This window comes from Afipia sp. OHSU_II-C1 (assembly GCF_000497575.1).
Taxonomy (GTDB): Bacteria; Pseudomonadota; Alphaproteobacteria; order Rhizobiales; family Xanthobacteraceae; genus Afipia.
In genome coordinates this window covers 393795-414475 of record NZ_APJI01000010.1, presented here as the reverse complement: position 1 = coordinate 414475, position 20681 = coordinate 393795, and the positions used below count along the sequence as shown (strand labels likewise).

Here is a 20681-nt window from a genome sequence, read left to right as displayed (position 1 = left end):
TCACTCGCGGTCGATCCGCTTCAAAAGCACCAGCAGACAGGCCACGGCTCCGAGCACGATGGCGAAACAGCCAAGCCCGATCAGCACGGCCTTGAAGACAAATTCGTCGCGGAAGATCCAGGCCGCCACCCAGCACAGCACGGTGACCGACGGTGCGAAAATCAGGATCGGCAGCAAGGCCCGTTCAAGACTGCCTCGCCACTCCGGAAGCTTGTTCTGGAATTTTCCAGTCATTTGTCATGATCGCGCGCGGCGCAATCGTGGTCAATTGCACAGCTTTCCATATGAGGGCTATTTTCCGGATCGCATGCCAACAGAAAGCCGGAGCATCGTTGATGCTCCGGCTTTCGTTTAACCAGTCGGGGTGATCAGGCCTTCTTCATGCCGGCCTTCACCGCTTCCGCCGTGATCGGCAACGAGCGCACCCGCGCGCCGACCGCGTTGTAGATCGCATTGGCCAGCGCCGGAGCGACCACGGTCACCGCAGGTTCGCCCACACCGGTGGCAGGTTCGCCATTGGCGATGACGGCAAGCGCCACCTCCGGAATCTGGCTCATCCGCATCGGGGTATAGGTGTCGAAATTGGTCTGTTCGATCGCACCATCCTTCATGGTGGCCTTCTCGAACAGCGCCAGCGACATGCCCCACAGCGCCGCGCCCTCGACCTGGGCGCGGATGCCGTCCGGGTTGACCTGCGTGCCGACATCGGTGGCCACGGTAAGTTTCTTCACCTTGACCTCGCCGCTGTCGTCCACCGCGACATGGGCGACACACGCCGTCCAGCTCGCGGTGGCGCGTTCCTGCGACGACACGCAGGCAACGCCCATGCCTTCGCCCTTGGGCAGCTTCTTGGTGCCGTAACCGGCAAGGCCCATCGCCGCGAGCAGCGTGTTGCGCAGCCGCTGCGCGCCGCCGGCATTGGCGCCCGCGCCGTCGAGCATGTCGATGCGGAATTGCGCCGGGTCTTTCCCCGCCGCCACCGCAAGTTCGTCGAGCATGCTTTCCACCGCCCAGAAGGTCCAGCCGGGAGCCACCGAGCGCAACTGGCCCGAAGGCGTCGCCGACTGCGCCATCTCGTTGATGATGGCGCGGACGTTGTGGTTGGGCACGGTGTAGAAGAAATCCGCGCCGTTCACCGTGAAGGCATCGAGCGCGCCCTTCTTCTCGACATCCGGCGATAGGAACGCCGGGATGCCCCAGCGCTTGGTCGGCCACGCGCTGACCACGTCATGATTGAACGCGATCAGCTTGCCGCTGTCGTCGAGACCGGCCTTGATCTTCTGGAAGGTCAACGGCCGCGAGAAGTCCATGGTGGTGTCGTCTTCGCGCGAGTAAATGACCTTGACCGGCTTGCCGACGGCTTTCGCCGCAAGCACCGCCGGAATCAGCATGTCGCCGTCAAGACGCCGGCCGAAGCCGCCGCCCAGCCATGCCTGATGCATGACAAGGAACTTCGGATCGACACCGAGCGCACCGGCGGCAATCGCACCCGAGCGGGTGGCGAACTGGTTGCCGGTGTAGACGTGCCAGATGTCGCCCTTCAGCTCGGCCGTGGCATTCATCGGCTCCATCGGCGCATGGATATTGATGTTGGTGGTATATTCCGCCTCCATCACCTTCGATGCCTTGCCAAGCGCTTCCGCAGTGTCGCCGTTCTTGACGAAGAACAGACCCGATGCGTTGTCGGCCTGCAACCGCTTGGCTTCTGCCAGCAGGGATTCGCTGGAGACCTTGGCATTCGGCCCGTTGTCGTAGGTGACCTTGAGCGCTTCCGCCGCCTTCTTGGCGTTGGCGTAGGTGTTGGCCACCGCCACCACCCAGCCCGTGGTGGTGCCGGTCTTGTCCTCCAGCGTCACCGCCTTGATGAAGCCTGGCACCTTCTTTGCTGCGCTGTCATCGACCGACTTCACCGTTGCGCCATAGCGCACCGGCGGCATCACGATCTTGCCGTAGACCATGCCGGGCAGGAACGTATCGATGCCGTACTTCGCCGTGCCGTTGGTCTTCGACGGAATGTCGATCTGCGGAATCGACTGACCGACCAAGGTGTACTGATCCGGTGTCTTGAGCTTGAGTGCCTTTAGCTCATCGGCAGAGAACTTCTTGGTGGCCTTGCCGCTCTTGACGATCTCCGCGAAGCTCAGCGACTTCTTCGACTTCGCATGCGAGATTCTGGAATCACGCACCACGAGTTCGCTGGCCGGGACACCCATGATACCGGCAGCAGCCTCGGTCAACGCAATGCGGCCGGCAGCGCCCGCGCGGCTCATGGCGTCGAAGTTCATCATGGTGCTCCAGGAGCCACCCGTGATCTGCGCGCCGAGAACCGGATCGTTGTACTTCGGATCGTTGGACGCGAGCTGAACCCGCATGTCCTTCCAGCTCGCGCCGAGTTCTTCGGCCACAAGCTGCGCCATGGTGGACGCAATGTGCTGGCCCATGTCGGCCTTGCCGCAGGTCACGGTGACAAGCCCGTCCGGCGCGATCGAGTACCACACGCTCGGATCGAACGCCGCGGGCGTGGCCGGGGCGGCGAGCGCCGATGATCCCGGAACGGAGGCGAAGCCAAGCGCGAGGCCTGCTGCGGATGTGCCGACAATGAACGAGCGGCGGCTGAGGTCTGCCGGTGAATCGGCCTTGATGTGCTTGTTCATGTTGCGCTCCGATTGGTCGGCGCATTCGACGCGGTGCGCATGTCATTGGCAGCGCGCATGATCGCCTTCTGAATGCGCGAATAGGTCATGCAGCGGCACAGATTGCCGTCCATATGCGCAACGACTTCATCCTTCGTCGGATTGGTGTTCTTGGCGAGCAGCGAGGCCGCCTGCATGATCTGGCCGGACTGGCAGTAACCGCATTGCGGCACCTGCTCGAGGATCCATGCCTTCTGCAGCGGGTGATCGCCCTTGGCGCTCAGCCCTTCGATGGTGGTGATCTTCTTGCCGGCGACGTCGCTCAGTGCGGTCTGGCAGGAGCGCACCGCTTCGCCGTTGACGTGCACGGTGCATGCGCCGCAAAGACCTGCGCCGCAGCCAAATTTCGTCCCTGTCATTTGAAGTTGTTCGCGGATAACCCAGAGCAGCGGCGTGTCGTTCGCCGCGTCGACGGACACATTCCGTCCGTTAATGCTTATCGTTGGCATCTTTTGCGTTTCCCCGCCGGTGCACGACATCGCTTACGGCGATGACTCACATCGAGGTCGTCCGCCCGTCACGCACCGGTCGGTAACGAGCCACCGGAGCATGGTCGCGTTTGCAACTGCTGGCAACAGAATTAGAATCGGTCAAAATGAAATGATGCGCGGCAACGCAGCGCTGCAGTTGTGCGATGCGACAAGCCGATAAAGGGCTAGCTGATGGGTGCGACCGCGCGCTTGGGAATTGTCATCGCAGCGATCCCCACGACCACGCATACCAGACCGATCCAGACCGTTGGCGAGAGCGTTTCGCCCAGAACCACCACGCCAAGGCCGACACCAAGCGGCACGCGCAGATAAGCCTGCGCGGTCGTGCCCACAGATCCAAGCGTCTGGATCAGCCGAAAGTAAATCACGAAGGCGAGCGCGGTCGAGAACACCGCGAGTGCAATCAGGGCCGCGATGGACGTCACCGACGGCGTCAGAGTCCACGGCCGGTCGATGATGAGACTGAGCGGCGTCAGCATCACCGCGCCGCAGATCATGGATCCGGCAGCCGGCACCATCGGATCGAGCCCGTTGAAATTGCGCCCGAACAACGCCGCAGCACCAAACATCACGGCGGAGAGGACCAGCGCCAGCTGCGCGAGAACGTCCTGCCCCAGTCCGTTCAACGCGTCGACGCCCACGACCAGACAGATTCCGGCCAGACCCGCCGCCACGCCAAACGACTGGCGCAGGGTCGGACGTTCGTGACGCACGAACAGCAGCGCCAGCAGAAATGCGAAGATCGGCGCATTCGAACCCAGGATGGTCGCGAGGCCGGCACCAACATGGGTTTCCGCATAGGCGATCAGCGTGAAGGGCACCACACTGTTGAGACAGGCCTGAATCATGAAACGCTTCCACACCGCCGGATCGCGCGGCAGGGCGATGCCGCGCAGGGCCATGATCGCCAGCAGGATGCCGCCTGCGATGAGCGTACGCCCGGAAATAAAAGTCAGCGGCGGGATGGTTTCCACGCCGATCTTGACCAGTGTGTAGGCCGCGCCCCACAGCGTCGCCAGCAGCACCAGCAGGGCAAGGTTGACCGCGGTGCGCGCGGGAGGCGTCTCGATGGCGAGAGTCATGTCGGCCTATAACGTTCTTTTCCAGAAGTATCGGTTAGCAATGATTCACCTCTCCCGTGGGGAGAGGTCGGCACGCAAAGCGTGCCGGGTGAGGGCGTAGAATCTCTCGATAGATTGAGATCCCCTCACCCCCACCCTCTCCCCGCCGGGGAGAGGGAGCACTTTTCGTTCGTAGCCAGATACTCGCTCATATCAGACAATCGTTGTTTCGATGCGGATCGAAGTTTATCCGCCGCGCAGCAGGTTGGCATACTTCTCCGGCACCTCGATCGGAAAGCCGAGGATCGCCGCCGATAGCGCCTTGCCGTAATTGTCGAGACTGAGGCTGCGCGACACGCCGCCGCCGAGCGCGCCTTCCGCCACGAAGTTCAGCGCCGCCAGATTGTCGGCTTCATAACGCGTGACGCGACCTTTGATCGCCCCGCGATAGAATTCCTTGAACTTTGCCGCAGTCAATTGCGCCTTCAGCAGCGGATAGAATTCATCGCGATAGGCGATCACTGCGATGTTCGAGGTGTTGCCCTTGTCGCCGGACCGCACATGCGCCACCTGCTCGAGTTTGATCAGCATGGCGTCAGCTCGTACCAGGTGATGACGGGCGGGACCGCCTCGCGCGGCACCAGCGTGGACCACACGCCGATGATCTCGCGGGCGCGGTCCTGATGCGGCACCCGTTTGCCGGTCATGCCGACACCGGACACCGCCATGCCGTCGATCTCGCGGCCGACCTTCAGGGCTTCCTCGCGCGTCCTGCAACGCGCTGCGACACGTATCGCGACCTCATAAGGCTCTGGTGCATCGTTTGGAGTCGCTTCACCGTGGATCGCGTTGAGACCGAGGAAATCGATCCGCAAGTCGTCGGCCTTGAGATTCACGATGCGGAACCGCTCTTCCAGAATCTTTTTGGCGAGCTGCGCGCGGCGCAGCGCACCGGGACCGGCATAAAAGAACATGTCCTCGCCGATGAAGCCCATGCAGCCCATCGAGACTTTCAAAGTCGGCGTGCGCGGCTTGCCGCCGATGGCACTGACACGCATGCGGTCCGGCCCCACCTGTTCAAGCGCAGCCGTGGTGAAGTCCACCACCACATCCGGCGTGATGTAATTCGCCGGATCATGCACCTCGTAGAGCATCTGCTCCTTCACCGTCATGGCGTTGATGACGCCGCCGGTGCCCGCGACCTTCGCGATCACCGCAGAGCCGTCGCTCTCGACCTCCGCGATGGGAAACGCCAGATCCCACGGGTTGGGCACATCCTTGAAGCCCGGATCGGCGAAATAGCCGCCGGTGACCTGCGCGCCACATTCCAGCAGATGCCCGAGGCCGCTACCCGCGCCGAGCGTTGTGTAGTCATCGGAGCGCCAGCCGAATTCATGCATCATCGGCGCGAGAAATAATGAGGGATCGGCAACACGCCCGGTGATCACGATGTCCGCGCCCTGCCGCAGGGCTTCAACGATCGGCTCCGCGCCGAGATAGGCTTCGGCGGAAATGATCTCCGGCGCGATCGAACTCACCGCCGCGCCGTTTTCCAGAATGGTGCCGCCAAGTTTCGCGATCCGCTCGGTGATCAGGCTGCCGGAAACCGCGGCGACTTTCTTCCCCGCTGCGCCGTGCGCGCGCAGCAATTCAACGATGCGCTGGGCCGCGCCGTCCGGATTGATCCAACCCTGATTGCTGATGATCTTGGTGCCGCGTTTCAAACAACCGGGCAGCACCGCCTTCATGCGGTCGTCAAGATAGGTGTCATATCCGGGGAACGAGGGATCGCGCCGTTTGCGCACCTGCGCGGCGGAGACGGTCGCCTCCGCCATGGTCTCGAAACAGAGATAATCGAGATCGCCCTGCTCGGCGTTGAGCTTCGCAGGCTCGATGCGGTCACCCCACCACGCCGATCCCGCACCTATCCGTAAACCCGACAAAAATTGATCCTTCCCCGGAATTTTCATTTGTCTTTCGGCTTGCCTTGACCGGCAAAACCGATGAACACTTTGGGCATGAAACTAGTTGCCTTCGCCTCGCTTGTCGCCATCGCTCTTGCGCATACCCCGGCGGCTGCGCGCGCGGAGCGGCTGCCGCCCTCCCCCTTCACCACGACGCTATCCAACCACACCCCGCTGGTGTTCGGCATGAGCGTGGAGGACGCAACCGACGCGCTCGGGCAACCGCTGAGCTATGTCAGCGGGCAGCCCGGCAACGAAATTTTTGTCGTGATCCGCAATGTCGGCGCGCGGTGGTCGTTCCGCGACGATCCGCTCTATCTGCAATTCCGCGGCGGCCGCCTCACCGGCTGGAAGGCCGACTGGAGCCGCAACTGGATGTGGCGATAAGCCCGCATCCTTCTCTCTGGCATCCCCGACATCTGATGGAAGGACGTCCGCAAGTCATGCGCGGGCTTAAACCACGCATCGATCGCGCGTTGAAAAGATGGATTGCCGGGTCAAGCCCGGCAATGACAGGCCCTTAAAACCAGCGTTCTGCGACCGAGATGGTATCGCCGGGCTTGAGGAACGTGCCGGGGGGCACAACGGCCTGTGCTGCGCCGCCTTCACCAACGCGGGTCAGCCGGATGGCCTTGCGCTCCGCGCGCGGGGTGAAACCGCCGGCGATCGCCACCGCGCTCTCGACCGTCATGTTGGGCACATAGGGATACTGGCCCGGCGCAGTCACTTCGCCGAGGATGAAGAACGGACGGTAGCTCTCGACTTCCGCCGCCACATAAGGCTCGCGCAGATAGCCTCGCTTCAGGCGCGCCGTCACCGCGGCTGCAAGCTCGGCCGGCGTCAGACCGCGTGCGGGAACCGAGCCGATCAGCGGCATGGTGATCGACCCGCTGGCACCGACCGCATAGGTGTTGGTGAGACCTTCCTGGCCGTAAACAACAATGCGAAGCCGGTCTCCGGCGTCGAGCCGATACGGCTCATCAACCGGAGCATAGCCGGTCGTCACAGACGCAGACGTCTGCATGCAGCCCGTCAGCGCGAGCGCAGTAACAACGACAGCGATCAGCGACAACCGCGACGCACGCATGAAACGCTCCGGACCTGTCCTCGTGATGAGAGACAGGCCCGGTTTGCAGCATTTATGGTTAATAAAGGGTAAGCGCGGGGTTAGTTGCGCATGATCTGATCGGAAAACCGGTTCCCACTTTTCCGGATCATGCGTTACGCGCTCACACCCACTCCGATCGGGCACGACACGCCGGTTCCCCCGAGACCGCAGTAGCCGGCGGGATTCTTCGCCAGATATTGCTGATGATAGTCCTCGGCAAAATAGAACTCGCCGGCCGGTTTGATCTCGGTGGTGATCGAGCCATACCGCTTGGCGTTGAGCGCCTTGTTATAGGCGTCCTTCGACGCCAGCGCCGCCGCCATCTGCGCGTCGCTGGTGGTGTAGATCGCCGAGCGATACTGCGTGCCGATGTCGTTGCCCTGACGCATGCCCTGGGTCGGATCGTGACTTTCCCAGAACGTCTTCAGCAGCGCGTCGTACGACACCTTGTTCGGATCGAACACCACCAGCACCGCTTCGGTGTGGCCGGTGCGGCCCGAGCAGGTCTCTTCATATGTCGGGTTCGGCGTCACCCCGCCAGCATAGCCGACCGCGGTCACATAGACACCGTCCATTTCCCAGAACTTGCGTTCGGCGCCCCAGAAACAGCCGAGACCGAAAACCGCAGTCTCAAGGCCTTCCGGATAAGGCCCCTTCAGCGCGTGCCCGTTGACGAAATGGGTTCTCGCCGTCGGCAACGCGGTCGCGCGGCCCGGCAGGGCATCGGCGGTGCTCGGCAGATCGAGGGGTTTGCGGGAGAAGAACATGGCGTGCTCCTTACGGGTTCGCGTCTCTCTATATGGGCCTCTACGCGGCAATTGTCAGAGCGTTACGGACGGCCGGCTCATCATATGTCCGGCATCGCCCCTTGAAATATCCGCGATCCGCTTTTGCCGTCCGCCCGCCAGGCGAATTCCCTTGCGGCAGGCGGCCGCTCAGTTTCGGGAATAACCGATCAACGGCTTCGAGGGCCGGAACAGCAGCATCAGCACGATACCGAGAATGCCCAGAACCGCCCAGGCCGGCTGGTTGAGCAGAAGCTTCATCACGCTGCTCCAGAGCAACGGCGAAACGCCCTCGACCATGGCCTGAAACGACTGCTGGCTGGCCTGGTTGATGTCGTTCCAGAGCTCTCCGAGCCGCGTAATCCGCAGGGTCTGGTCGGCAATGGTCCGGGCTCCGTCGTAAACCAGCGACAAGAAGCCGATCACCAGCAGAAACAGCCCAATCAGACGAAAAAACCCACGGATCATCATTCACCCCATTTATTTCAATCACTTCGCCGGTCCCGGCGGGCGCCCCACCCGGCCCCGGAAACCCCAAAATGGGCCCGGAAATCGTTGACGGTGCAGGCCAGTATCCCTATAAGAACCCGCAACTGGCGGCGGGCGCAATCCTGCCGCCGATGTTCTTTAAGAGTGTGTTGTTTGGACAGGCTCTTTGCGAAGAACATTTTCAGGACCACCGATTTTCACCCATCATCGGCCGAACGGTCGATAGCGATCAGCCCTGCGGCTCACAACGACAGCCGCGGTCTGACGGACCGAGAGAAACCGAGAGACCATGGCCAATACCACCTCCGCCAAGAAGGCGACTCGCAAGATTGCTCGCCGCACCCTGATCAACAAATCGCGCCGCACCCAGATGCGCGGTTCGGTTCGCAACGTCGAAGAAGCCATCAAGAAGGGCGATCGCGCCGCCGCTCTCGAAGCGATGAAGAAGGCCGAGCCGGATCTGATGCAGGCTGCGCAGCGCAACATCATTCACAAGAACAACGCGAGCCGTAAGGTGTCGCGCCTGACCCACCAGATCGCCAAGCTCGCCAAGTAAGTTCCGCGGCGCACGCGTCTCGAAAAACTGATCTTCAAAAAGATCGTCTGCAAAAGCCCGGCCAGCGCCGGGCTTTTTCTTTTGCACGTGCACCATCACGCGCAAACAATCTCCGGCATGTGACAACGCGAGCGGCACGCGAGCACCATTCAAAATGCGCAAGCCAACGGCACGCGCCGCGCCTTCGACATTTTGAAAATGCAAGCGCGTTGATGCGCCGGCCTTGAAGCGCGCGCTGGGGTTACCCTGTTCTGCCGATCACAAAAAAACACGCTTGGCGAAGGCCTTATCGGCATAGTGGCGGACAGCAGTTGGAAAACGCATGCGTCGCCTGAGGAATCATAAATTATTTATGAAGGAAGTTTTGCCGATTGCTCCATTTGTGACAGTTGTCCGACTTTTCGAATCTGCGCACAGATTCAAAACCTTGCTGTTTTGTCATGAACCGCTCGGTGTTTCGCATCAGCGGCAAGTCGCGCTTTGAGCGCGCGATGCGAAATCAATTTCGTTGCGAGCCGCAGCGCCTCGTGTATTTCTTATTACGTCGCGTCGCCCACGGCTCTCTTGATCAGCGCGGTTTGAGACTCTTGGGCGGGCATGCAAGTCAGTTGGTCTGCAAGTTAGCGACGCTTTCCTAGCGATGGTCGGGCCTGAGCTCACGTGAGTTGTGAGAGCGGTCTTCTGTGCGAAAAATTTCTCCGCCGCGGCGGCCGGATCATTCCGGGCTCCGCGTAACAAAGCGAGAAACCCCGCAGAGGAAAAACCCACCGGCTTGAAGGCAGGGGATAGGTTTGGACGGGCAAAACGAAGCGGCGGCTGAAGCCTGATCAGTCAACTGGTCGGGCGAAACAAAAGACTAGAACAGATCAAGGCGATAACAACTTGCCATGGTTTTACCGTGGCAGGAGGGGGAATTTCTATGTCCAGCAGTCAGAGCAGGCACATCGACTTTACAGCAATCATTTCCAGCGAATTCATTTCAGCGAGCACTCCAGCCGCGCCCTGCGGTCCGCCACCTCATTCCAGTACGCGCTAACGCGACACGCGTTTCCTTCCCAAAGCTGAGCGATGCCCGCGGCGGTCAGCGCCGAACGGCGGAGCGTCTGCAAGTGACGGAAGAAGCGCATGTCAGCGGGGAGCACCACCACGGCAATGGCCGGACCACAACTCAATCAAAAGATCAGAACGCAAATGACAATCTCGGCAGAATCAATCCCGGCAGGCATCGAACTGGCAGACATCGAGCGCGATCAGTGGGCGCGCTTCAAAGGACGGCTGCGGACCAACGTCGGCGAGGATTTTTACACGAGCTGGTTTGCCCGCATGGACCTCGAGCGCATTCATGATGACTGCGTTCACATGACGGTCCCGACCAAGTTCCTGAAGAGCTGGATCCAGGCGCACTACGCCGACCGGGTTCTCGCCTGCTGGCAGTCGGAAGCGCCGAGCGTGAAGCGAATTGAACTGACCGTGCGCACCGCGATGCGCTGCGCCGTGCCGGTGAAGGACGCCAAGGCGCCGCAGGACCTGCGCCGGCCGGAACTCGGCACTGGCGCAAGCCGCCCTGCCCCCGAATTGCGCAACACCGCCACCGCGCCGGTGTCCGCAAGCCATGACGCGCTCGGCGGATCGCCGCTCGATCCACGCCTGACCTTTGCGACCTTCGTGATGGGCCGCTCGAACACGCTGGCGCATGCCGCCGCGCGTCAGGTCGCGGAAGGCCGTCGCGGCGACAGCGTGATGTTCAACCCGCTCTACATTCATGCCGGCGTCGGCCTCGGCAAGACCCACCTGCTGCAGGCCGTGACCTGGGCCGGGAATTCAAATCCCGAGCGCAAGGTGCTGTACCTGACCGCCGAGAAATTCATGTACGGCTTCGTCGCCGCGCTGAAATCCCAGACGGCGCTCGCCTTCAAGGAAGCGCTGCGCGGCATCGACGTGCTGGTGATCGACGATCTTCAGTTCCTGCAGGGCAAGTCGACCCAGTCCGAGTTCTGTCACACGCTGAACGCGCTGATCGACGCCGGCCGTCAGGTCGTGATCGCGGCCGATCGGCCGCCGTCCGATCTGGAAAGCCTCGACGACCGCGTGCGCTCGCGCCTCGCTGGCGGTCTCGTCGTCGAGATGGGTTCGCTTGGCGAAGAACTGCGGCTCGAAATCCTGAAGTCGCGCGTGTCGGCCGCGAAGGCACATCACGCCACCTTCGATGTGCCGATGCCGGTGCTGGAATATCTCGCCAAGACCATCACCCATAACGGCCGTGACCTCGAAGGCGCGATCAACCGCCTCCTCGCTCACAGCAAGCTCAATGCCACCGCCGTGACGCTGGAAATGGCCGAGCGCGAAGTGCGCGATCTGGTCCGGCCGATGGAGCCGAAGCGGGTCAAGATCGAGGACATCCAGCGCGTGGTCGCCCGACAGTACAATGTCAGCCGTTCCGACCTGCTCTCCTCGCGCCGGACCGCCAATGTGGTCCGCCCGCGTCAGGTCGCCATGTATCTGGCCAAGACACTGACGCTGCGCTCCCTGCCCGAAATCGGGCGCCGGTTCGGCGGCCGCGATCACACCACGGTCCTGCACGCGGTGCGCAAGATCGAGGCACTGGTCGCCAAGGACGTGTCGCTGTCCGACGAGGTCGAACTGCTGAAGCGCCAGCTTCAGGAGTGATCCAGCCCAGCCCGGGTTGGAAAAACCTGAGATAACAAAGGGGGAAAGCCGCCTTCCGGCGGCTCTCGCCCTTGCGCTTCGCGTTCAACCGCGCCACCTTACGGTCCCCTGCGGCTCCGGCGAAATTCCCGTTTCGCCGGATCGCAGGGTTCAGTCGCCGCGGCGCGCTGTCCAGTCGCCCGGCACCTCCAATCACGCTATGGACTTGGGATCGGGCGGAATTGTCATGAAGGTTACGGTCGAGCGGGCGCAACTCCTGAAATCGCTGAGCCACGTCCATCGCGTGGTCGAACGCCGCAACACAATTCCGATATTGGGCAACGTGCTGATCCGCGCCGACAAGTCGCGCCTCAGCCTGAAGGCCACCGACCTCGACCTTGAAGTGACCGAAACGCTGGCGGCTGAAACCGCGACCGGCGGATCGACCACCGTTCCGGCGCACATGTTCTACGACATCGTGCGCAAGCTGCCGGACGGCTCGCAGATCGTGCTGGAAGGCGACGGCGATCGCTCCGTGCTGGCCATCCGCGCGGGGCGCTCGCGCTTCACGCTGCAGACGCTGCCGGAAAGCGATTTCCCCGATCTCGCCGCCGGCGACATGACCCACTCGTTCACGCTGGCCGCCGCGGACATGAAGCGGCTGATCGACCGCACCCAGTTTGCGATCTCGACCGAAGAAACCCGCTACTACCTCAACGGCATTTATCTGCACGCAGCAGGCGCCGCCAAGGCTGCGACGCTGCGGGCGGTCGCGACCGACGGTCATCGCCTCGCACAGGTCGATTTGCCGCTGCCCAAGAGCGCCGAGGGCATGCCTGGCGTCATCGTACCGCGCAAGACCGTCGGCGAAGTGCAGCGCCTGATCGAGGACAACGAGGCCGAACTGAAGATCGAACTGTCGCAAGGCAAGATCCGTTTCACCATCGGCGATGTTGTGCTGACCTCGAAACTGATCGACGGCACGTTCCCCGATTACGGCCGCGTCATTCCGCAGAACAACGACAAGGAACTGATCGTCGACAAGAAGGATTTCGAGGCGGCGGTGGACCGCGTTTCGACGATTTCCTCGGAGCGTGGCCGCGCCGTGAAACTCGCGCTGTCCGCCGGCAAGCTGGTGCTGTCGGTGACTAATCCCGACTCGGGAAGCGCGACGGAAGAACTCGAAGTCGAATACGCCGCCGATGCGCTCGATATCGGCTTCAACTCGCGCTACCTGCTCGACATTGCCGCCCAGATTGAAGGCGAGGTCGCCGTGCTGCGCCTTGCCGATCCAGGCTCGCCGACGCTGGTGCAGGACAAGGACTCCAAGGGCGCGCTTTACGTCCTGATGCCGATGCGGGTGTAGTACGCCCAGAACAGACTGCTGCGCTTTCCCCTCTCCTTGTGGGAGAGGAGACCTGAGGTGCGATCTCGCAAAACTGAAGATCGTCATTGCCGGGCTTGACCCGGCAATCCATCCTCTTTGAATGAGCTATTGGGTTTACATCCTTGCCAGCAGGCCGGGCGGCACCCTGTATGTGGGTGTTACCAACGATCTGGTACGGCGCATCTACGAACACCGTGAAGGACTCGCTGAGAGTTTCAGCAAACGCTACGACGTTAAAACGCTCGTCTATTTCGAGCAGCATGACACTATCGCTGCCGCACTCCAGCGCGAAAAAAACATCACTGGTCGCGCGAGTGGAAAATCGACCTTATCGTCGCAAACAATCCCGAGTGGCTGGATCTTTACGACGAGATTGTCCGCTGACGCGGAAGATGGATTGCCGGGTTGAGCCCGGCAATGACAGTTCGGGGTTTCAGAGCGGGCGCATTGGGCTATATCACCACCATGACCGTCTCCCGCATTCTGCGCCTCAGTCTCACGCACTTCCGCAACTACCGCGCGGCAAGCATGGACGTGCGCGGCGATGTCGTGGTGCTGGTCGGCGCCAATGGGGCGGGCAAGACCAATTGCCTGGAGGCGATTTCGTTTCTCTCGCCCGGACGCGGCCTGCGCCGCGCCACGCTCGATGACGTCGCGGATATCCAGGGCGACGGCTCGTGGGCGGTGTCCGCCGAGGTGGAAGGCGAACTCGGCCTTGCGACGCTCGGCACCGGCATCGATGCCCCGCGCGCGGACGGCGCAGCCTCCTCCCGCCGCGTGCGCATCGACCGCGAACCGGTGACATCTGCAACAGCGTTTGGCGACCATCTGCGCATGGTCTGGCTGACGCCGGCGATGGACGGCCTGTTCATGGGCGCCGCATCGGAGCGCCGGCGTTTCTTCGACCGTCTGGTGCTGGCGATCGACAGCGAACATTCCAGCCGCGTCTCGGCGCTGGACCGCGCGCTGCGGTCGCGCAACCGCCTGCTGGAAGACCGCAACTTCGATGCGCACTGGTGCGACGCCATCGAGCGCGAAACCGCGGAACTTGCGGTCGCGGTCGCCGCCCAGCGCGGCCAGACATTGCAGCGATTGAGTTCGATGCTGGCCGCACGCGGTTCGGCGTCGGCATTTCCATCCGCCCTGATCGCACTGGATGGCTGGATGGAGAACGCGCTGCTTGCCGACACGGCCATCGCCGTCGAGGATCGCTATCGCGAAATACTGCGCGAGAGCCGTGCGAAGGATGCAGCCGCAGGCCGTACGCTGAACGGGCCGCACCTGACCGATTTGCAGGTCATCTACGCACCGAAGAACATGCCGGCACGCGACGCCTCCACCGGCGAACAGAAAGCACTCCTGATCGGGCTGGTGCTGGCCCATGCCACGCTGGTGGCCGAGATGACCGGCATCACGCCACTCCTGCTGCTCGATGAAATCGTCGCCCATCTCGACCCCAATCGCCGCGCCGCGTTGTTCGACGAACTCGCGGCGCTGGGTGCGCAGGTCTGGATGACCGGCGCCGATCCGGCGGCATTCGCGGATATCGGCGCGCGCGCGGATGTCTTCGAGGTCGATGCAGGGACCGTAAAGCGCCGCCCGCGCGGTTGAATCAGGCGGCAATCCCGCTGACGGAGACCCTCTTTCGGGCGGTCCGAATCAGGCTTTTCCACAGCCCCGAAAATGCCGTTTCGGAGCCTTGAAAAACAGCCTGAAAACCCCATCTATTCAATAGCTTGCGGGACGTCACTTTGTCCTAGGAGCTTGTCTGTTTTCATGGCACAAATCGACAATCGAAGGCGCATTTTTCGCGGCCCGATTCGATCTTTCTGCCGAACCACTTTCGAAGGCCACTCATGACCGAACCAGCCCGGCAAACCAGCGCCGAACCTGTCTCCAATCCGGGTGCGGAATACGGCGCTGAATCGATCCGCGTGCTGAAAGGTCTCGACGCCGTTCGCAAGCGTCCGGGCATGTATATCGGCGACACCGATGACGGCTCCGGTCTGCATCACATGGTGTACGAGGTCGTCGACAACGCAATCGACGAAGCACTCGCCGGTCACGCCACGCGCGTCGAAGTGATCCTCAATCCCGACAACTCGGTCACCGTGCGCGACGACGGCCGCGGCATTCCGACCGACATTCACAAGGGGGAGGGGATCTCCGCCGCCGAGGTCATCATGACCCAGCTCCATGCCGGCGGAAAGTTCGACCAGAACTCCTACAAGGTCTCCGGCGGTCTGCACGGTGTCGGCGTCTCCGTCGTCAACGCGCTCTCCAGCAAGCTCGAACTGCGCATCTGGCGCGGCGGCAAGGAGCATTACATCGCCTTCGCGCACGGCGATGCTGTTGCGCCGCTTAAGGTTGTCGGCGACGCCGCCGAGGGCAAGCGCGGCACCGAAGTGACGTTCCTCGCCTCCAGCGACACCTTCAAGAACATCGAATACGATTTCGCCACGCTGGAGCATCGCCTGCGCGAACTCGCGTTCCTGAATTCGGGCGTCAACATCACGCTGTCCGACATGCGCCACGCGGTCGAGAAGCGTGAGGAGCTGTTCTATGAGGGCGGCGTCGAGGAATTCGTCAAATATCTCGACCGCAACAAGAAGCCCGTGGTGCCGACGCCCATCGTGATGCGCGCGGAGCAGAACGGCATTAGCGTCGAAGTCGCAATGTGGTGGAACGACAGCTACCACGAGAACGTGCTCTGCTTCACCAACAACATTCCCCAGCGCGACGGCGGCACCCATCTGGCGGGCTTCCGCGGCGCGCTGACGCGCCAGGTCACCGGCTATGCCGATGCCATGGCGAAGAAGGAAAAGATTGCGCTCACCGGCGACGACTGCCGCGAAGGCCTCACGGCCGTTCTGTCGGTGAAAGTGCCGGACCCGAAGTTCTCGTCGCAGACCAAGGACAAGCTGGTGTCCTCGGAAGTGCGCCCCGTGGTCGAGAACGTGCTCAACGAAGCACTCGCCGCGTGGTTCGAGGAGCATCCCTCCGAGGCCAAGACCATTGTCGGCAAGGTGGTGGAAGCCGCGGCCGCGCGTGAAGCCGCGCGCAAGGCGCGTGAGCTGACCCGCCGCAAGGGCGCACTGGATATCGCGTCGCTGCCCGGAAAACTCGCCGACTGCCAGGAGCGCGACCCGGCGAAGTCCGAACTGTTCATCGTCGAGGGTGACTCCGCAGGCGGCTCCGCCAAGCAGGGCCGCAACCGCGAGTTCCAGGCGGTTCTTCCGTTGCGCGGCAAGATTCTCAACGTCGAACGCGCGCGCTTCGACAAGATGCTGTCATCGGAGCAGGTCGGCACGCTGATCACCGCTCTCGGCACCGGCATCGGCCGCGATGACTTCGACATCTCGAAGCTGCGCTACCACAAGATCATCATCATGACCGACGCCGACGTCGACGGCGCGCATATCCGCACGCTGCTGCTGACGTTCTTCTTCCGCCAGATGCCCGCACTGATCGAAGGCGGCTACCTCTATATCGCCCAGCCGCCGCTCTTCAAGGTGACGCGCGGCAAGTCCGAGCAGTACCTCAAGGACGAGCGGGCGATGGAGGACTATCTGATCGAGACCGGTCTTGATGACTGCGTTCTCAAGCTGTCGTCCGGCGAGGACCGCAAGGGCCGCGATCTTCAGGCCTTGCTGGAGGACGCACGGGTCATCCGGGGCATCCTGAACAGCTTGCATAGCCGTTACAATCGCACCGTGATTGAGCAGGCCGCGATCGCCGGTGTGCTCAGCCCTCATGTGATCGGCAACATCGAGACCGCCAACCAGGCCGCCGACTACATCGCCAAGCGCCTCGATGCGCTGGCCGACGAGGTCGAACGCGGCTGGGTCGGACGCTTCACCGAGGGCGAAGGCTATTTCTTCGAGCGCACCGTGCGCGGCGTCAAGGATGTCGCCATCATCGACGACGCGCTGCTCGGCTCCGCCGAGGCGCGCAAGCTCGATGAGTATGCGGGACGGCTGCAGGAGGCTTATCCGCGCAGCGCCGTGCTCCGCCGCAAGGACGCCGAAACGCCGATCCACGGACCGGTCAGCCTGTTCGAGGCCGTCACCGATGCCGGACGCAAGGGCGTGACCTATCAGCGCTACAAAGGCCTCGGCGAAATGAACCCGCAGCAATTGTGGGAGACGACGCTCGACGTCAATGCCCGTTCGCTGCTGCAGGTCAAGGTCAAGGAAGTCGACGCTGCCGACGACATCTTCACCAAGCTGATGGGTGATGTGGTCGAACCGCGCCGCGAGTTCATCCAGGACAACTCGCTCGACGCCAACGTGGACGTCTAGGCTTCAGGCATTTATCGGGACGCGCCCGTCATGCACGGGGCGTCGATCTGACGCAGAGCCATCATTTCGTCAGGCGGCTGTGCTAGGGTTGCCTTCATGACGACCTTCAGCAAAACAGAGCCCGAACGGGCCGCCGTCACCGCCTATCCCTCGCCGACTGCGACGGAGTTCATCGAAACCATCAGGCTCGCCCTGCCCATTGCGCTGACGCAACTGGGGCAGATTGCCATGATGACCACCGATCTCGCGCTGATCGGACGTCTCGGCGACACTGCGGTTGCCGCCGCCTCGCTGGCGCATACCGTGTTCTTCGTCGCCTTCGTGATCGGCATGGGGCTGGTGTCCGCCGTGGCGCCGCTGGCCGCACAGGCGCTGGGCGCGCGCCAGCCGCGCATCGTCCGCCGCGCCCTGCGTGTCGGGCTGTGGGCGGCGCTGCTGCTGTGCGTGCCGATGATGCTGCTGCCGCTGTTTGGCGAGAAGATTCTCCTGATGCTCGGCCAGGCGCCGGAGAACGCCCGCCTCGCGCAGCGTTACCTGCTCGGTCTCGCACCCGGCATGGCGCCCGCGCTGTGCTTCATGGCCATCCGCAATTTCATGGGCGCGGTCAATCGTCCCGAGCCCGGTCTCTGGATCACCCTGGCCGCGATCCCCGCCAACGCCGTCCTCGGCTATGCGCTGATCCATGGCCACTGGGGCATGCCGAAACTGGAACTGCTGGGCGCAGGCGTTGCGACGACCACCGTGAACTTCGGCATGTGTGCCGCTGCGCTGTGGTTCACCTATAGCCAGCGCCCGTTCAGGAAATTTCACGTGCTCGGACATTTCTGGCGGAGCGACTGGCCGTTGATGCGCCAGCTCGTCATCATCGGCGCGCCGATCGCGGTGTCGTTCCTGCTGGAATACGGACTGTTCTCCGCCGCCGGTCTGCTGATGGGCCTGATCAGCACGACGGCGCTGGCGGCGCATCAGATCGCGCTGCAAATCGCGGCTATCCTGTTCATGGTGCCGTTCGGCATCGGTATGGCGGCCACCGTGCGCGTCGGACAGGCGCTGGGGCGGGGCGACACGCTGGCGATCCGCCGCGCCGGCGTCGCCGCGATTGTGCTCGGCATCGTCTTCATGACGACGATGACCCTTGCCGTGATCGTCGTGCGATTTGATCTGGCCGGATTTTTCTTCGGTGATACGCGGCAAGGTCTGGCCGCGATTGAACTGGCCGCGACCCTGATGCTGGTCGGCGCGACATTCTTCATCGCCGACGGCATCCAGACCGTGGCCGCCGGTGCGCTGCGCGGTCTCAGCGATACGCGCATTCCGCTGCTGCTTGCTGCCATCAGCTACTGGCTGATCGGTTTCACCGCGGCCTGCGGGCTCGCATTCTGGACTCACCTGGGCGCAATCGGTGTCTGGATCGGCCTGTCGATCGGAACCGGTATCTATGCCATCCTGCTCGTGCTGCGCTTCCGCACCCTGACGCAGCGGCTGAGGTTGCAACATGACCGGTCAGGCTCTTAGCGTTCAGGAACTCAAAACCGATGCCGGGATGCAAGGTTTGCTTCCCGGCGCGCAGTTCGCCGATGCATTTCGGATTGCGGTAAGTGACGACACCCTCACCGCCCGGCAGGCGGCGGAGCGGATGTTTCTCCGTCTGCCGCGCTGGATCGACACCCTGATGAGATTGCGGAATCTTGTCGTGGCGCCTCTTGGCCTCAAGACGCCCACGCATACGAAGGCCATCGCCGCGAACTCGATCGGGCCGTTTCCCGTCATCAGCGAAACGCCGCAGCGGCTGGTGGCGGGATTCGACGACAGGCATCTCGATTTCCGTGTGATCGTTGATGTTGCCGACAACCCGCCCCGCTGTCAGGTCACCGCGACCACGTTGGTGATGACCCACAACCTGCTCGGCCGAGTCTATCTTGCGACCATCATGCCGTTTCACCGGATCATCGTTCCGGCCATGCTGCGGCAGGTCTGACGCGTATCGAACCTGGCCGCCTCTTGACACGGATCAAAGGCAAATGAACCCCGGCGCGCTATCGGACTTCTGGCACCCGCAAAGGGCGGCATGTGCAAGGGAGTCCGGTCATGTCCTTATTTGTGCGTTTGCTGCTCACGCTGGCGGCTCCGATCACCGCGCTGTTTGTCGCCCGCGATAGCCAGCACTTCGACATCATCCAGACCTTGATGGCCACCGTGATCGCCACCATCATTGTCGCGGTTTTCGCGTTCTGGCCCTACATCCGGAAGTCGAAGACCTGATCCGATATTTGGCCAGACAGTGCGCCCGGCTTAACGCGTCATCCGGTCCAGCGCCTGCTGCATCGGCACGGGCGAGACCTTGATGAAGCCCGTGAACGGCCGGTCCATATCGAAGATCAGATTGATCGCCACCGAAACTGACAGTGCGGCAAGGAAAAATGCGGCGATCACACTTGCGTTGAACGGGGCAAATACCCCCCGCCACAGGAACAGCACACTGACCCAGAAAATGCCGGCGATCAGAAACGGACGCGGCGTCGTATTGATTTGCTGGACGGAAAGAAGGCGGCTGGTGCGCTTCAGCTCCCGGATAATGTCGAGCGCATTTTTGCGCCCTTCGGTCTGGGTTGCATTCTGCGGCAGCAGGCCCCGCAGATCACCCTCGATCTGATCGAGCAGGCGAACCGATTCAATCGTATCATTCTCGATGTCCAGGTCGCGATCGGTCCATAACTGCGCGATCTTGCGTGCTGTAAATGTGCGCAACATCTCGCGCATTCTTGCTGCATCGGGACCCAAATGCATCAGCTCGCGATCAAGCAGCGTCAGATTGGCGCTGAATTGCTGGGTTTCCTGACTTCGCAGATCGAAACTCGCCTTGGTGTTGGCAACCAGAAGTCCCAGCACAAGCGCTGCCAGCAGCGCGACCACTCCCATCACGTTGTGAATGGCCTTGCCGGTCTGATCGGTCAGGTGATGATCCGGCAGAAAACGGCTGAGCACAAAGCCCAGCATGGCTGCGCCGAAGATACAGATGAAGGCGATCAAACCGGCGCCGGTAAACATGACCCATCAACTGGTGAAAATGGACCTGAACCGGGCTCAAAGGTCGTCCCGCAAGCCGGCCGATGTCAAGGCGGGCTCGCGCAAGGCGGGTTGAACGCCGCCGGGTTGAACATCCGTCACGGGATGCCTAGTCTGCCGCCCAACGAATGGGA

General features: G+C 62.5%; 19 protein-coding genes and 1 pseudogene. 10 read left to right on the top strand and 10 right to left on the bottom strand.

All coding sequences use genetic code 11. The features are described 5' to 3' along the window. The 6 genes from I554_RS0111615 to I554_RS0111585 form a co-directional block, all read right to left on the bottom strand. On the bottom strand, positions 1-234 hold the full coding sequence (locus I554_RS0111615; RefSeq protein WP_024575708.1) for a hypothetical protein: 234 nt from the start codon (positions 232-234) through the stop codon (positions 1-3). Positions 235-368: 134 nt separating this feature from the next. Next, positions 369-2654 carry a molybdopterin cofactor-binding domain-containing protein gene (locus tag I554_RS0111605; RefSeq protein WP_024575707.1) on the bottom strand — a complete coding sequence of 762 codons (2286 nt, stop codon included), beginning with the start codon at positions 2652-2654 and terminating at the stop codon, positions 369-371. Further along, positions 2651-3142, bottom strand: coding sequence for a (2Fe-2S)-binding protein (locus I554_RS0111600; RefSeq protein WP_024575706.1), 492 nt, complete (start codon positions 3140-3142; stop codon positions 2651-2653). The genes I554_RS0111605 and I554_RS0111600 overlap by 4 nt, the downstream gene beginning before the upstream one ends. Before the next feature lie 206 nt (positions 3143-3348). Then, entirely contained in the window at positions 3349-4266 is a 918-nt protein-coding gene (locus I554_RS0111595) for an EamA family transporter (protein ID WP_024575705.1), read from the bottom strand. 225 nt (positions 4267-4491) lie between these two features. Then, positions 4492-4836, bottom strand: a complete 345-nt coding sequence (locus I554_RS0111590; RefSeq protein ID WP_024575704.1) for a hypothetical protein — start codon at positions 4834-4836, stop codon at positions 4492-4494. After that, positions 4830-6188 (bottom strand): acyclic terpene utilization AtuA family protein, encoded by a 1359-nt coding sequence (locus I554_RS0111585; RefSeq protein WP_024575703.1) that lies wholly within the window; start codon positions 6186-6188, stop codon positions 4830-4832. Before I554_RS0111585 ends, I554_RS0111590 begins: the two co-directional genes overlap by 7 nt. A 75-nt stretch (positions 6189-6263) precedes the next feature. Between I554_RS0111585 and I554_RS0111580 the strand changes: the two genes are divergently transcribed. Continuing rightward, positions 6264-6596, top strand: coding sequence for a hypothetical protein (locus I554_RS0111580; RefSeq protein ID WP_024575702.1), 333 nt, complete (start codon positions 6264-6266; stop codon positions 6594-6596). A 133-nt stretch (positions 6597-6729) separates the two neighbouring features. On the opposite strand, the gene I554_RS0111575 is transcribed toward I554_RS0111580, so the two are convergent. The 3 genes from I554_RS0111575 to I554_RS0111565 all read right to left on the bottom strand — a co-directional run bounded on the left by I554_RS0111575 (position 6730) and on the right by I554_RS0111565 (position 8570). Continuing rightward, positions 6730-7296 carry a polysaccharide biosynthesis/export family protein gene (locus tag I554_RS0111575; protein ID WP_024575701.1) on the bottom strand — a complete coding sequence of 189 codons (567 nt, stop codon included), beginning with the start codon at positions 7294-7296 and terminating at the stop codon, positions 6730-6732. A gap of 134 nt (positions 7297-7430) precedes the next feature. After that, a complete protein-coding gene (gene msrA / locus I554_RS0111570; RefSeq protein ID WP_024575700.1) occupies positions 7431-8084 on the bottom strand; it encodes a peptide-methionine (S)-S-oxide reductase MsrA in 654 nt (217 codons plus the stop codon). Positions 8085-8252: 168 nt separating this feature from the next. After that, on the bottom strand, positions 8253-8570 hold the full coding sequence (locus tag I554_RS0111565) for a hypothetical protein (protein WP_024575699.1): 318 nt from the start codon (positions 8568-8570) through the stop codon (positions 8253-8255). Between the two features lie 310 nt (positions 8571-8880). Between I554_RS0111565 and rpsT the strand changes: the two genes are divergently transcribed. From rpsT to I554_RS27270, 9 genes and pseudogenes are all read left to right on the top strand, one after another. Continuing rightward, on the top strand, positions 8881-9147 hold the full coding sequence (gene rpsT, locus I554_RS0111560) for a 30S ribosomal protein S20 (protein WP_006023567.1): 267 nt from the start codon (positions 8881-8883) through the stop codon (positions 9145-9147). A gap of 1230 nt (positions 9148-10377) precedes the next feature. Further along, positions 10378-11814, top strand: a complete 1437-nt coding sequence (dnaA, locus tag I554_RS0111545) for a chromosomal replication initiator protein DnaA (protein ID WP_024575698.1) — start codon at positions 10378-10380, stop codon at positions 11812-11814. Between the two features lie 226 nt (positions 11815-12040). Next, positions 12041-13159 (top strand): DNA polymerase III subunit beta, encoded by a 1119-nt coding sequence (gene dnaN, locus I554_RS0111540; RefSeq protein ID WP_024575697.1) that lies wholly within the window; start codon positions 12041-12043, stop codon positions 13157-13159. Positions 13160-13280: 121 nt separating this feature from the next. After that, positions 13281-13564: pseudogene (locus I554_RS25535) on the top strand (GIY-YIG nuclease family protein). A gap of 81 nt (positions 13565-13645) precedes the next feature. Next, positions 13646-14791 (top strand): DNA replication/repair protein RecF, encoded by a 1146-nt coding sequence (gene recF / locus I554_RS0111530; protein WP_024575696.1) that lies wholly within the window; start codon positions 13646-13648, stop codon positions 14789-14791. A 245-nt stretch (positions 14792-15036) separates the two neighbouring features. Continuing rightward, entirely contained in the window at positions 15037-17481 is a 2445-nt protein-coding gene (gene gyrB, locus I554_RS0111525; protein WP_024575695.1) for a DNA topoisomerase (ATP-hydrolyzing) subunit B, read from the top strand. 96 nt (positions 17482-17577) lie between these two features. Beyond that, a complete protein-coding gene (locus I554_RS0111520) occupies positions 17578-18996 on the top strand; it encodes an MATE family efflux transporter (RefSeq protein ID WP_024575694.1) in 1419 nt (472 codons plus the stop codon). Next, a complete protein-coding gene (locus I554_RS0111515; RefSeq protein ID WP_024575693.1) occupies positions 18977-19459 on the top strand; it encodes a DUF2867 domain-containing protein in 483 nt (160 codons plus the stop codon). Before I554_RS0111520 ends, I554_RS0111515 begins: the two co-directional genes overlap by 20 nt. Before the next feature lie 110 nt (positions 19460-19569). Further along, positions 19570-19743 carry a hypothetical protein gene (locus I554_RS27270; RefSeq protein WP_192817758.1) on the top strand — a complete coding sequence of 58 codons (174 nt, stop codon included), beginning with the start codon at positions 19570-19572 and terminating at the stop codon, positions 19741-19743. A gap of 30 nt (positions 19744-19773) precedes the next feature. On the opposite strand, the gene I554_RS0111505 is transcribed toward I554_RS27270, so the two are convergent. After that, positions 19774-20529, bottom strand: coding sequence for a DUF4239 domain-containing protein (locus I554_RS0111505; RefSeq protein ID WP_024575692.1), 756 nt, complete (start codon positions 20527-20529; stop codon positions 19774-19776). Between the last annotated feature and the right edge of the window lie 152 nt (positions 20530-20681).